General features: G+C 73.4%; 11 protein-coding genes and 1 pseudogene. 5 read left to right on the top strand and 7 right to left on the bottom strand.

Annotation, left to right across the window (positions count from 1 at the left end):
* Positions 1 to 17 precede the first annotated feature (17 nt).
* Positions 18 to 1,250 carry a cytochrome P450 gene (locus SCATT_RS31040; protein ID WP_014151421.1) on the top strand — a complete coding sequence of 411 codons (1,233 nt, stop codon included), beginning with the start codon at positions 18 to 20 and terminating at the stop codon, positions 1,248 to 1,250.
* A 372-nt stretch (positions 1,251 to 1,622) separates the two neighbouring features.
* Positions 1,623 to 2,093 carry a hypothetical protein gene (locus tag SCATT_RS31045; RefSeq protein ID WP_014151420.1) on the top strand — a complete coding sequence of 157 codons (471 nt, stop codon included), beginning with the start codon at positions 1,623 to 1,625 and terminating at the stop codon, positions 2,091 to 2,093.
* Between the two features lie 137 nt (positions 2,094 to 2,230).
* Here the strand turns inward: SCATT_RS31045 and SCATT_RS31050 are convergent.
* Positions 2,231 to 3,297: pseudogene (locus SCATT_RS31050) on the bottom strand (alkene reductase).
* A gap of 53 nt (positions 3,298 to 3,350) precedes the next feature.
* Between SCATT_RS31050 and SCATT_RS31055 the strand changes: the two are divergent.
* Positions 3,351 to 3,764 (top strand): MarR family winged helix-turn-helix transcriptional regulator, encoded by a 414-nt coding sequence (locus SCATT_RS31055; protein WP_014151417.1) that lies wholly within the window; start codon positions 3,351 to 3,353, stop codon positions 3,762 to 3,764.
* 33 nt (positions 3,765 to 3,797) lie between these two features.
* Here SCATT_RS31055 and SCATT_RS31060 read toward each other — a convergent pair whose 3' ends face one another.
* The 3 genes from SCATT_RS31060 to SCATT_RS31075 form a co-directional block, all read right to left on the bottom strand.
* Positions 3,798 to 4,547 (bottom strand): sulfite exporter TauE/SafE family protein, encoded by a 750-nt coding sequence (locus SCATT_RS31060; RefSeq protein ID WP_014151416.1) that lies wholly within the window; start codon positions 4,545 to 4,547, stop codon positions 3,798 to 3,800.
* A gap of 294 nt (positions 4,548 to 4,841) precedes the next feature.
* The gene (locus SCATT_RS31070; RefSeq protein WP_014151415.1) at positions 4,842 to 6,206 is read right to left on the bottom strand and encodes a rhodanese-like domain-containing protein; all 1,365 of its coding nucleotides are present in this window, start codon (positions 6,204 to 6,206) and stop codon (positions 4,842 to 4,844) included.
* A gap of 54 nt (positions 6,207 to 6,260) precedes the next feature.
* The gene (locus SCATT_RS31075; protein ID WP_014151414.1) at positions 6,261 to 6,935 is read right to left on the bottom strand and encodes a rhodanese-like domain-containing protein; all 675 of its coding nucleotides are present in this window, start codon (positions 6,933 to 6,935) and stop codon (positions 6,261 to 6,263) included.
* A 303-nt stretch (positions 6,936 to 7,238) separates the two neighbouring features.
* Between SCATT_RS31075 and SCATT_RS31080 the strand changes: the two genes are divergently transcribed.
* Positions 7,239 to 8,840 (top strand): ABC-F family ATP-binding cassette domain-containing protein, encoded by a 1,602-nt coding sequence (locus SCATT_RS31080; protein WP_014151413.1) that lies wholly within the window; start codon positions 7,239 to 7,241, stop codon positions 8,838 to 8,840.
* A 41-nt stretch (positions 8,841 to 8,881) separates the two neighbouring features.
* On the opposite strand, the gene SCATT_RS31085 is transcribed toward SCATT_RS31080, so the two are convergent.
* From SCATT_RS31085 to SCATT_RS31095, 3 genes are all read right to left on the bottom strand, one after another.
* On the bottom strand, positions 8,882 to 9,643 hold the full coding sequence (locus tag SCATT_RS31085) for a class I SAM-dependent methyltransferase (protein WP_014151412.1): 762 nt from the start codon (positions 9,641 to 9,643) through the stop codon (positions 8,882 to 8,884).
* Positions 9,644 to 9,712: 69 nt separating this feature from the next.
* Positions 9,713 to 9,940, bottom strand: a complete 228-nt coding sequence (locus SCATT_RS31090; RefSeq protein ID WP_014151411.1) for a hypothetical protein — start codon at positions 9,938 to 9,940, stop codon at positions 9,713 to 9,715.
* 75 nt (positions 9,941 to 10,015) lie between these two features.
* Entirely contained in the window at positions 10,016 to 11,365 is a 1,350-nt protein-coding gene (locus SCATT_RS31095; protein ID WP_078590570.1) for an FtsW/RodA/SpoVE family cell cycle protein, read from the bottom strand.
* A gap of 260 nt (positions 11,366 to 11,625) precedes the next feature.
* Between SCATT_RS31095 and SCATT_RS31100 the strand changes: the two genes are divergently transcribed.
* Positions 11,626 to 12,084, top strand: a complete 459-nt coding sequence (locus SCATT_RS31100) for a MarR family winged helix-turn-helix transcriptional regulator (protein ID WP_014151409.1) — start codon at positions 11,626 to 11,628, stop codon at positions 12,082 to 12,084.
* The last annotated feature ends 996 nt before the right edge of the window (positions 12,085 to 13,080 follow it).

The raw sequence follows: 13,080 nt of genomic DNA on the forward strand, positions 1-13,080 counted from the left end.
CCGAGGAGTCCGTCCCCATGCCGTCCTCCAGCCCGGTGCAGCGGATCACCGACTACGCCAACCGCGCCGACCCGTACCCGGTGTACGCCGGGCTGCGCCACACCCCGGTGGTGCGCGACGAGGAGACCGGGATCTTCCTGGTGACCACCTACTGGGCGGTGCGCGAGCTGCTGCACGACCCGAGGATCAGCTCCGACGCCCGCAATCTGGCGCCCGGCGCCAACCCGTTGCTCGCCTCGGACACCGAGGAGTCCACCCTGCCGCCCAGCTTCATCCGGCTCGATCCGCCCGACCACGACCGGCTGCGGCGGCTGGCGATGCGTCCGTTCGGCCCGCCGCACAGCCCCCGGCGGATCCACGACATGCGGGGCGAGCTCTCCCGGATCGTCACCGGACTGGTCGACGGCCTGGCCGGGCGGGGCGAGTTCGACGTGGTGGACGACTTCGCCTACCCGTTCCCGGTGACGGTGATCTGCCGGCTGCTGGGGGTGCCCAAGGAGGACGAGCCGCGTTTCCGCGGGCTGGTGGACGCCGTGGTGGCCGGGCTGTCACCGGCCGAGGACGCGGCCGAGCAGCGGCGTTCGGTGCGACGCAGCCGCCTGGAGCTGGGCCAGTACCTGGCCGGGCTGATCGAGGAGCACCAGCGCCACCCCGGCGACGACATGCTCTCCCAACTCGCCACCGACGAGGGGCCGGAGGGACGGCTGTCGCTGGTCGAGCTGATCAGCACCGCGGTGCTGCTGCTGATCGCCGGCCACGAGACCACCGTCAACCTGATCACCAACGGCATGCTCACCCTGCTGCGCCACCCCGAGGAACTGCGACGGTTGCGCGAGGACCCGGGGACGGCCCCGGGGCTGGTGGAGGAGTTGCTGCGGTACGAACCCCCGGTGCACGTGCTGCCGCAGCGCACCACGCTGGCCGAGATCGAGCTGGCCGGCACGGTGATCCCCAAGGGGGCCGCGGTGTGGCTGCTGCTCGCCTCGGCCAACCGGGACGCGGAACGCTTCGCCGACCCCGACCGCTTCGACCCGGCGCGCCCCGACAACCAGCACCTGGGGTTCGGCTTCGGGGTGCACGCCTGCTTCGGCGCGCCGCTGGCCCGGCTGGAGGCGCAGACCGCGCTCAGCGAGCTGGTCCGGCGGCTGGAGAACCCGCGGTTGGCGGAGGACCCGCCGCCGTACCGGCCGAGTCCGGTGCTGCGGGGGCCGCGCCATCTGCGGGTGGCTTTCGACGGGTTGGCGGGGTAGCGGGGCCCCGTTCGCGGGGTAGCGGGGCCCCGTTCGCGGGGTAGCGGGGCCCCGTTCGCGGGGTGGCCGGGCGCCCCGCGCGGCCATGACGGGGTCATGTCGCATGACGGTGGCCTTGACAACCGGATGATGACGGGGACACGACAAAGAATCTCCGGGGCGGCCCTTGTCCTCTCACGGTGGCCGTGCATCAATGACAGGGCCCCGGTTGGCTGACTGCCCGTCAGCGAAGGGCCCCGACCACGCGTTCCCGCCGAGCCGTTCGTCCGGCGGGAGGAGCGGCCCCCTCGCGGTACCACGGCTCGTGACGCATCCGCACGGCAGTCGGCGTCGCCGGTCCCTGCACCCCCGTGAACCGGAAGGGATCCCGTCATGCGATCAGGCACCTTAGGCATCGGCGCGGCGCTCGGCGTCGGCGCCATCGCGTTGGCCATGGCACCGCTCGCCGCCGCGGCGGCGCCCGCGGTGACACCGACCACGGCCACCATCTCCTTCGACTGCGGCGCGTACGGCTCCGGTTCGGCGACGCTGACCGCCACCCAGGACGGCACCTCGGCCACCATCTCCCTGTCCACCTCGGCGATCACCGCGCCCATCCCCATCTCGGCGGGCTCGGTCAGCTCGGTGCTGACGATGACCAACGCCGACTCGAGCACGGTGACCTTCAGCGGCGACTCCAACCCCGACATCCCGGCCGGCTCCGCGGTCTCCACCGGCCCGCTGGCCGGCACCGTGCAGTCCGGGGACAGCCTCCAGGCCAGCTCGCTCCAGGTCACCGTCTTCGGCGTGACGGCCACCTGTACGGCCACCTCGGCGCAGTCCCCCGGCCCGTTCGTGTTCTGACGGGCGCCTTCCCGGGCCCTGACGCCCGAGGTCACCGGCCGCCCGGACCGTCGCGCGCGACGCGCCCGGTCCGGGTGGCCGCCGCCTCGTCCTGGGACGTACCGACCGATCGCCCGCCCCTGTCGCCGGGGCCGGGCTCACAGGGTGGGGTAGTCGGTGTACCCCTTGTCGTCGCCGCCGTAGTAGGTCGCCCGGTCCGGTGTGTTGTAGGGTCCGCCGGCGCGCAGGCGGGCGGGGAGGTCGGGGTTGGCGAGGAAGAGCGCGCCGAACGACAGCATGTCGGCGGTGCCGTCCTCGACGAGTGACAGGGTGTCTTCGCCGGTGAAGCCCGGGGTGGCGGGGGCGGCGGGGTTGAGGATGAAGGTGCCGTGGAACTCCTTGCGCAGGACGTCGGTCAGGTCGCGGGAGCCTTCGACGAGGTGCAGATAGGCCAGGCCGAGGTCGTCGAGCCGGCGGACCAGGTGGGTGGAGACGGGCTCGGCGTCGGGCTCGTGGGTTCCGTTGTACGGGGTCCCGGGCGAGAGGCGCATCCCCGTCCGCCGCGCGCCGATGGCGGCGGAGACGGCCGCGGCCACCTCCACGGCGAACCGGGCGCGGCCCTCCACCGAGCCGCCCCACTCGTCGGTGCGCAGGTTGGTGTTGGGGGCGAGGAACTGGTGGATCAAGTAGCCGTAGGCGCCGTGCAGTCGACGCCGTCGAACCCCGCGTCGACGGCGTTGCGCGCGGCGGTGACGAAATCCGCGATCGTCTCACGCACTTCCCGCGAGGTCAGTTCACGCGGGGTGCGGAAGTCCCGCATCCCGTCCTTGGTGAACACCTGGCCGGGCGCGGCGACGGCCGACGGCGCGACGTGCGCCAGGCCGTCGGGCAGGAGGGCGGGGTCGCCGACCCTGCCGACGTGGGAGAGCTGGGCGAAGATCGTCCCGCCCTCGGCGTGCACGGCCTCGGTGACCCGGCGCCAGGCGGCGACCTGCCGCGCGGTGTGCAGCCCCGGGGTGTCCGGGAACCCCTGACCGACCACGGAGACCTGTGAGGACTCGGTGATGATCAAGCCCGCCGTGGCGCGTTGCGCGTAGTACTCGGCCATGGAGTCGGTGGCCGTGTTACCCGGTCCGTACGCCCGGGCACGTCCCATCGCGGGCATGACGATGCGGTTGCGCAGGCGGGTCCCCGCGAGGTCGATCGGGTCGAAAGCACTGGTCACAGCGGCTCCTCTCGGCTGCGGCGGGCACGGGTGCGGCACACCGCCAGCAATCATTGGTCGGCCAACGGGTCTCCCGCCTGCACCGGCTGTCCGGCAGCCGGCTGCTGCGCCCCACCAGCCTCTGCTCCGGCCAGGAGTTCATGATGATGGCCCTGTGGGACGCGGGCCCGGTGCGCCAGTCCGAGCTGACGAAGATGCTCGACCTCGACCCGTCCACCGTGGCCCTGATGCTGCGGCGACTGGAGCAGAGCGGGCACGTCACACGCGAACGCGACCCGCACGACCGGCGGGTCCTGCTGGTCGAGGCATCGGCGGAGAGCTACGCCCTGCGCCCCCACGTCGCCAAGGCGTGGGGGCAGTTGAAGGAGCAGACGCTGAAGGGTCTGGACGAGGCCGAACGCGAGGAGTTCGCGCGGATCCTGTCGAAGGTGGAGAGGAACCTGGCGCAGCGGCCCGACACCCGGTGAGCGCCCAGGAGTTGGCACCGGCCGCAGCCGCCGTCACGTCACGGCGTCGGCGACCATCGAGGCGGCCACGGCCAGCAGGACCACCGCGAAGACGCGCTGCAACCGGGGCCCGGCGACCTTCGCGGCCACGCGCTTGCCGTCCCAGGCGCCCAGGATCGCGGCGGCGATGAACGGGCCGATCACCGCCCAGTCGAGCGAGGCGGCGGCGCCGCGGCGAGTGGCCAGCGAAGCCAGGGAGTTGGCGGTGATGACCAGCAGGCTGGTACCGACCGCCGCCTCCATCTCGAAGGCCAGGACGGTGACCAGGGCGGGGACGGCGAGGAAGCCGCCGCCCACACCGAGCAGCCCGGTCAGCGTGCCCAGTCCGGCACCGACCCCGGCCGCCCTGCCCGGCCGCACCTCACCGCTTCCACGGCGGGCGGTGCCGGCGGGCCGCAGCATGGTGACGGCGCACAGCACGGCTGTCATGGCGAAGGCGATGGTGAGGACGGCTTGGGGCACGTGGGCGGTGAGGGCTCCGGCGGCAGCCGCCGGGAGGATCCCGGCGGCTGCGAACGCCGCTCCGGCCTTCCACCGCACCGTCCCGGCCCGGGCGTGCGCGTACAGCGCGGTCACGGAGGTGACGGTGACGATGATCAGGCTGGCGGTGGTCGCCGCGGCGGGGGTGAAGCCGAGCAGGTAGATCAGCGCGGGCACCGCCAGCACACTTCCGCCGCCGCCGAGCGCGCCGAGCGCCAGGCCCACGACGGCCCCCGCGATCAGGGCCAGGATCAGCGCGGTCACGACATCCGCCCACGGTGCCGACCGCCGCCGGCCGCGTGGAGCCGGACGGCACGCCGCACGCCGTGCCGACGCCGCTCGCCCGGTATCGCGCCGGGGCCTATCGGCGCGAGGGCGAAGCGCTGCGCGCCGTGGAGCGTGCGGCCCGCCACTCGGGGGTCGTCCGGACGTCCGGCGGCAACGGTGGGGCCGTCGACGACTCGGGAGGGATGGGCCTGTTCGAGGGCCGGGCGGCCGGAACCGTGGCGGGAGGACAGGGGGAACATCGCGTGCCTTCTGTGCGGGTGGGGCGGGGGTTCACGGCCGGGTGACGCGCAGGCCCGCGTCGGCGGCGGCCTCGAAGGCGTCGTCGACGGCGACGACCTTCCGTCCGGCCGCGTCCAGCAGGGAGGCGGCGATCGCCGCGCGCATACCACCGGCGCAGTGCACCCACACCGTGCCGTCCGGCACCTCGCCGGAGCGGCCGTGCAGTTCGTGGAGCGGGATGTGCGCCGAGCCCTCGACGAAGCCGCCCGCGCGCTCGGAATCCCGGCGCACGTCGAGCACCACCACGTCCTCGCCGCGTTCGTACGCGTCGGCGAGGTCGGCGAAGCGGGCCCGGGGGAACGAGGCGAGGTGTTCGCCCTCGCGGACCCAGGTGACGGGATCCCCGGTGGCGGCGGCGGTCGGGCGGTCGATGCCGACCCGGGCCAACTCCCGCTGCGCGGCGGCGATCCGCTCGGGGGTCTCGGCGAGCAGGGTGACCGGCTTGCCCCACGGGATCAACCAGGCCAGATAGGTGGCCAGTTTGCCGGTGCCCTCGAAGTTGAACGACCCGGCGACATGGCCGGCCGCGAAGGCGACCCGGCTGCGCAGGTCCACCACCCACTCGCCCGCCGCCAGCCGTTCGGCGATCCGCGCGGCGTCGGCGGGTTCGGGCGGGGTCAGGTCGACCGGCACGGGGCCGGCGGCGTTGGCCGGGCCCATGTGCGTGTAGTAGGCGGGGACGTCCTCCAGTCCGGCCAGGATCCGTTCGACGAAGGTGTCCACGTCCAGGGTGAGGGCGTCGTTGCCGGCGCGTTCCCTGCCGATCGTGGTCGCGTCGCCCTCGGCCTGCGAGGAGGAGCAGAAGCTGCCGAAGCCGTGCGTGGGCAGCACGGGCACCTCGTCGTCGAGGGTTGCCGCCAGCCGGTGGGCGGAGGCGTGCTGCGCGCGGGCCAGGTGCTCGGTCAGCCGCGGGTCCACCAGGTCCGGACGTCCCACGGTGCCGATCAGCAGCGAGCCGCCGGTGAAGGCCGCCACCGCGCGGCCGCCCTCCTCCAGCGCGTACGAGGTGTGGTGCGGGGTGTGGCCGGGGGTGGCGATCGCCCGCAGCACCAGGTCCTCGTCCACCTCGCGGATGTCGCCGTCGGTGACGGGGGTGCGGGCGAAGGAGACGTGGGCGTCGGCGGGGACCAGGTAGCGGGCGCCGGTCAGGCGGGCCAGTTCCAGCCCGCCGGTGACGTAGTCGTTGTGCAGGTGCGTCTCGGCCACGTAGGCGATGCGCACCCCTCGCCGGGCGGCGAGGGCGATCACCTGGTCGACGTCGCGCGGCGGATCGATGGCGACCGCCGCCTTTCGGCCGCCGGCCAGGTAACTGCGGTTGCCCAGGCCCTCGAACTCCAGGGTGTCGATGAAGAACACGGGGTGGCTCCTTACGTTGTAGGTGGGTTGGTTTCCTTTCCGGGAAGGTCCGGCTCAGCGGGCGGCGGTTCCGGCGCCGTCGCCGTCGTCCACCGCGTCCTGGCGGCCGGGGCGGGTGACCGGCAGCCCTGCCGCCTCCCATGCCGCGAGGCCGCCCGCCACGTTGTGGACAAAGGACCGGCCCGCGCGGATCGCCTGCTCGCCGGCCCGCACACTGCGCGCGCCCGTGCGGCAGATGAAGGCCAGCGGGCCGCCGGGCAGTTCGGACAGCGAGGCCGGCAACGTGCCGAGCGCGGTGTGGACGGCGCCGGCCGGGTGACGCGCTGCCCATTCGTCGTCCTCGCGGACATCGACCAGCGTGAGTTCCCCGGCCACGACGCGGCGGTGCGCCTCGGCCGGGGACAGGTCGGCGGGCGTGCGGGCGTCGTGCCGTGTGGCGGGCAGCACCGTCCGGATCGCCTCGTAGTTCGAGGCGTGGGCGACGGCTATCGTCTGCCCCATCATCGGGCAGACGTCCATCGCCTCCTCCCAGTGCGCGGTGGACTCCCATTCCGCCACGTTGACCAGGGCGAACCTGCTGCCCGGGACGATCGTGCGGAACATGTACGTGCGGATGAAACCGGGTTGGGCCGCCATCACCTCGGCGGCGGCCTGCCAGGCGTCGAGATACGCCTCTTCCCTCTCCTCGTCGATCTCGATCGGAATGATCACGACGTGCCGGTTGTCCATCTGCCGCCCCTTCTGCCAGGTAACGCGCTTGCGAACCGCAGGTACCAACTCCTCGCCAGGAGTCGGTACTTGCTGAGACGCAGCCTGCGCGCACGCGCTCAGGAGCGGCAATCAACCTTGCTGAAACAGCAAATCAGACCGCGGCCGACAGCTCCCCGGCCCCGGTGCCGTCACGCCGTAATTCGGCTGCGCCCGCCCGACGGCGCCGTTACCCTGGCCGCATGTCTACACCCCGGATTTCCTAGCTGAGGACCCGCTTCCACGCCACCCGTGTGTCCTTGAGCTGTTCCGGAGTGTCATCACATGATCACCGTTCGCGGTGTCGACGTGCGTGTCGGCGCGCGTCTGTTGTTGTCCGATCTGTCGTTCCATGTCGCCCCGGGTGACCGTGTCGGTCTGGTGGGCCGTAACGGTGCCGGGAAGACGACGTTGCTCGACGTGCTGGCGGGCCGGTCGCGTCCGGCGGCGGGCGAGGTGCGGGCCACCGGGTCCGTGGGTCATCTGCCGCAGGATTCCCGGGCGGCCGATCCCGCGGTGACGGTCACCGACCGCGTCCTGTCGGCCCGGGGACTCGACCGGGCTGTCAAGGAGTTGCGCGCGGCCGAGGAGCGGATGGCCGCCGCTCCGGCCGGTGCGGCGCAGCGCCGGGCCATGGCGGCGTACGTGCGCGCGGAGGCCGCGTTCCAGGCCGCCGGGGGCTATCCGGCCGAGGCGGAGGCGGCCCGGGTCGCGGCCGGGCTCGGGCTGCCGCAGCGGGTGCTGGACCAGCCGCTCGGCACCCTCTCCGGCGGTCAGCGCCGCCGGGTGGAGCTGGCCCGCATCCTCTTCGCCGACCACGGCACGCTGCTGCTGGACGAGCCCACCAACCACCTGGACGCCGACTCCGTCGCCTGGCTGCACACCTTCCTGGCCAGCCGTTCCGGCGGCCTGGTGATCGTCAGCCACGACACCGGGCTGCTGGCGCGGACCGTCAACCGGGTCTTCCACCTCGACCCGCGGCGCGCCGTGATCGACGTCCACAACACCGGCTGGGACGCCTACCTCGCCCAGCGCGCCGCCGACGACCGGCGCCGCGCCCGGATGCGGGCCAACGCCGAACGCAAGGCCGCCGCGCTCCACGCCCAGGCCGACCGGGCACGGGCCAACGTGGCCACCGCGGTGGCCGCCAGGAACATGGCCCGCCGCGCCGACCGCATGCTGGCCGAGACCGAACCGGTGCGCCGCGCCGAGCGGACCGCCCGGATCCGGCTGCCCGAACCCGTACCGTGCGGCCGGATCCCGCTGGGCGCGGTCGCCCTCACCAAGTCCTACGGCGACCACCGGGTGCTCGACGGCGTCGACCTCGCCGTGGACCGCGGCAGCCGGCTGGTCGTCCTGGGCCACAACGGCGCCGGCAAGACGACCCTGCTGCGTCTGCTGGCCGGCCACGAGACCCCCGACTCCGGCCGGGTGGTCGCCGGTCCGGGGCTGCGCCTGGGCTACTTCGCGCAGGAGCACGAGACGCTGCGGGCGGACCGTACGGTGCGGGAGAACCTGGCGGTGGCCGCGCCGCGCCTGAGCGACCACGAGGTGCGGCAGGTGCTCGGCGCGTTCCTGTTCTCCGGGGACGACGCGGGGAAGCCTGCCGGGGTGCTCTCCGGCGGCGAGAAGACCCGGCTGGTGCTGGCCGGGCTGGTGCACTCCGGGGCCAACGTGCTGCTGCTGGACGAGCCGACCAACAACCTCGACCCGGCCTCCCGGGACGAGGTGCTGGCGGCGATGGCCGGCTATCCGGGGGCGATCGTGCTGGTCAGCCACGACCCGGGGGCGATCGGGGCGCTGCGCCCGGACCGGGTGCTGCTGCTGCCGGGCGCCGACGAGGACGTGTGGAGCGAGGACTACCTGGAGCTGGTGCGGCCGGCCTGACCGGTCGGTGCGGGCGGCCGTCCCCGGTGGACGGCCGCCCGTCAGGCCGGTTTGCGGGCCTCGATCAGGAACCGGGTCGAGTGGGCCACGAAGGGTCCGTCGCGCTCGATGCGTTCGTGCAGCTCGCGCAGCCGGTCGCGGTGGCGCTCCACGGTGAACCCGGGGACCATCCAGATCACCTTGCGCAGGAAGTAGACGACGGCGCCGACGTCGAAGAACTCGGTACGCAGCCGTTCGAAGCGCAGATCGACGACGCGCAGCCCGGCCGCCTCGGCCGCGGCGCGTTCGTCGTCGGGGTGGCGGGCGCGGCGGACCTCCTCCGGCTGCGGTCCGAGGAAGAACTCGACCAGCTCGAACACGCTGGAATGGCCGACGTGTTGGGCGAGGTAGGTGCCGCCGGGACGCAGCACGCGGGCGATCTCGGACCACCACGCGGTGACCGGGTGCCTGCTGGTGACCAGGTCGAACGCCTCGTCCGCGAAGGGCAGCGGGGGTTCGTCGGGGTCGGCGACGACGATCGCGCCGCGCGGGTGGAGCAGCTCGGTGGCCTTGGCGACGTTGGGCGGCCAGGACTCGGTGGCGACCATGGCCGGCGGCAGCCGGGCGGCGCCGGCCAGCACCTCCCCGCCTCCGGTCTGGACGTCCAGCGCCGCCGACACGGTCGCCAGCCGGTCGCTCATCAGCTGCTGGTACCCCCACGACGGCCGTTCCTCGGTGGCCCGCCCGTCCAGCCAGGAGAAGTCCCACCCGGCGACGGAGACCTCCTCGGCCTCCGCCAGCAGCTCCTCGAAGGTTCGTGACATAACGGCATCATCGCCGCGAATCGCCGGAACCGGCAACCGAATACCGGCCGGGCCCGCCCGCCGCCGTACTCACGGCGCGTCCGCCGCGTCGTACCCGTACCGCACCGGTCCGGTGTCCGCCCCCGGGGCGCGGCGGTAGAGATACGTCGTCCTCCCGGCCGTCCCGGCCGCCTCGACGGGGCGGGGCTGCGTCACCTCGATGACCGGTGGCCGGCCCACCACCTTGACCCGCAGCCCGTCGGCGGGGCCTCCGTGCAGGACCGCCGTCTCCCACCCCGTGCCGTCTTCTCCCGCCATAGGCAGCACTCTAGGCAGGGCGCCGGCCCTGGCAGGGGTGGGAAACCGGCCAACGGGCCGACGGCGGCGTGCGGGTCAGGCCAGGGCGCGCGGCACCACCGCGGTCATCTCCTCCGAAGTGGCCGGTGCGCGGCGGGGGTTGCGTTCCTCGTGGGTGATGCGGCCGGCCGCGTCGCTCAGTTTGACCAGGACGGCGACGAGCAGCCAGTTGGCGAGGGTGGAGGAGCCGCCCTTGGCGAGGAACGGCAGCGCCTTGCCGGTGAGCGGCAGCAGCCCGGTCACGCCGCCGGTGACCACGAAGACCTGGAGGGCGATGGTGGCGGAGAGCCCGACCGCCAGCAGCTTGCCGAACGGGTCGGTGAGCACCAGGGCGGTGCGCAGGCCGCGTTCGACCAGCAGCAGGTAGAGCAGCAGCACGGCGAAGACCCCGGCGAGCCCGAGTTCCTCGCCGACCGTGGTGAGGATGAAGTCGGTCCGCCCCGCGAAGCCGATCAGGTAGGGGTGGCCCTGGCCGAGGCCGGTGCCGGTCACGCCGCCGCTGCCGAAGCTGAAGAGCGCCTGCGCGGCCTGGTCGGAGATGAGCCCCGGCGGGCGGCGGTCCGGCGGCAGGAAGATGTCCATCGGGTGCAGCCAGGCGACCACGCGTCCGCGCACGTGCGGCGCGAGCGAGCCGACCACCCCGGCGCCGACGGTCGCCATCACCAGGCCGAGCACCACCCAGCTGGTGCGTTCGGTGGCCACGTACAGCATCACGATGAACACCCCGAAGAAGATCAGCGAGGTGCCCAGGTCGTTCTCGAAGATCAGCACCATCAGGCTGATCGCCCAGACCACCAGGATCGGGCCGACGTTGCGTCCGCGCGGCAGGTTCATCCCCCACACCCGGCGGCCGGCCAGCGCCAGCGCGTCGCGGTTGGCCATCAGGTAGCCGGCGAAGAAGATGGCGATGGCGATCTTCACGAACTCGTCCGGCTCCAGGGAGAGCGGCCCGAGGAAGATCCACCGCTTGGCGCCGAAGGTGTCGCCGGGGAAGAACGCCGGGGCCAGCAGCAGCACCAGCGCGCCGGACATGGTCACGTACGAGTAGCGCTGGAGCACCCGGTGGTGTTTGAGCGCCACGGTGACCACGATGAAGGCGACACCGGCGATGGCGAACCACATCGTCTGCCCGGGGGCGTCCGGCCGGCCCGGCGAGGAGTGCGGGTACTCGGCCTTGTACGAGATGTCGAGCCGGGCGATGAGCATCAGGCCGAGCGCGGAGAGCAGCACCGCCAGCGGGAGGATCAGCGGGTCGGCGTAGGGGGCGAAGCGGCGCACGGCCAGGTGGGCCAGGAGCGCCAGGGCGCCGAGTCCGCCGCCGGTGGCGAACAGCGAGCCGGGCACCGTGCCGTTCAGCGCCAGCGTCGCCCCGGCATAGCCGAACATGCCCAGCGCCAGGGCCCCGACTATGAGCACCAGCTCGGTGTTCCTGCGACGTGTCACGGTGGACACCTCAAAGCACCATCCTCACTGCGCGGTGGCCGCGCGTCGTCCGGCAGGGGCGTTCGCCGCGGTCACGTACGTTTCCCCCGTGGTCGCCGCATTGTTGCATGATTGCGCAATCTTCCGGGGCGACGGGTGACCGTTACGGCACGCGGTCGCGGGGCCGCGCCGCGCATTGCATCGGTGAGTTATATAATTAAGAAATGTATTCTTCGTCGACGCCCGACGAGCAGCGGATCGAGCGCGCCGCCAGAGGCCTGCTCAGCGGCATCAACCGGCTCTCCCGCACCCTGTTCCAGACCGGCGACTTCGGCCTGCCACGCAGCGCCGCGACGGCGCTCGACGCGCTGGAGGACCACCCGCGCCGGGTCACCGAGCTGACCTCGTACACCGGGCTGACCCAGCCCCGGGTCACCGTGGTCCTCCAGGAACTGGAGGAGCGCGGGCTGGTGGAACGCCGGCGGTGCGCCGAGGACCGGCGGGCGATCATGGCCCACATCACCCCGCGCGGCCGGGAACTGCTGGAGCAGGCCCGGCAGCGGATGGCCGCGGCGCTGCTCGACGCGCTGCGGGCAGGCGTCGACGATCCCGAGCACACCGTGGCAGTCGCCCGTGAAGCCGTCTGCACCCTGCTGAACGCGTTGGAACCGGAGGCCAGTTGACCACGCCCGCGACCCGAACCGCCGCGACGACCGCCGCCCCCGGGCGGCCCGGCCCGTCCGCCCGCCCGCTCACCCCCCGCCGCGTCGGCGGGCCGAGACGCTGGTGGGACTGGGTGCTCGCGGCCGACCCGGGTCTCGGCCACCTCCAGGCCGGGTGGCGCGCGCTGGTCTCGATGTCGGTGTCGCTGGCCGTCGGGTACGCGATGTCCCACGTGGTGCAGGTACCCGCCATGCTCGCCATGATGGTCGGCGGCATGATGGGCATGATGAGCTCCTTCGCGGTGGCCGAGAACACCGCGCCGCGACTGGCCAAGGCCATCTTGTGGATGCCGGTGCCCTACTCCGCCGCGCTCCCCGTCGCCGCCTGGCTCCACCCGGACCGCACGCTCGAACTGAGCCTGATGGTGGTGGCACTCGCGGTCGCGTTCTTCCTCGTCCGGTTCGGCACGCTGGGGCTGCTGGCCGGGATGATGATGTTCAACGCCTTCATGGTCGGGGTCATGGCGAACGTGCCGCTGGCGTTGTGCGGGTGGCTCTTCGTGGTCGCCGTGGTGACCTCGGCGGCCGTGCTCGCCGCGCGGCTGCTGCTGTGCTACCCCCGGCCGCGGGCCGATCTGCTGCGCACCCAGCGGGCGTTCGTGGTCGAGGCGCGCCGGGTCGCCGACGCCGCCGCCACCGCCCTCGACCCGGACGCCGACCAGCAGGTGGCGGTGGCCCGGATGCGGCGCGCGCTGCGCCGGCTCAACGTCACCACGGTCACCATCGACGGCTGCCTCGCCCAGCCCGAGGTGGCCGCCGACCCCGAGGTCGCCGAGCTGCTGCACCAGTACCTCTTCGACGCCGAACTCGCCCTCCAGGGCATCGGCCAGGCGGTCCGCCGGATGACCACCCGGCACGTGCCGACGAGCCTGCGGGAGGCCATGGTGGTCGGCCTGGTCGTCGCCCGCGACACGCATCTGGGCGAGGCCGACGCGCTGCGCCCGGCCGCCGAGCTGA

Origin of the sequence: Streptantibioticus cattleyicolor NRRL 8057 = DSM 46488, from assembly GCF_000240165.1 — a bacterium.
GTDB lineage: Bacteria > Actinomycetota > Actinomycetes > Streptomycetales > Streptomycetaceae > Streptantibioticus > Streptantibioticus cattleyicolor.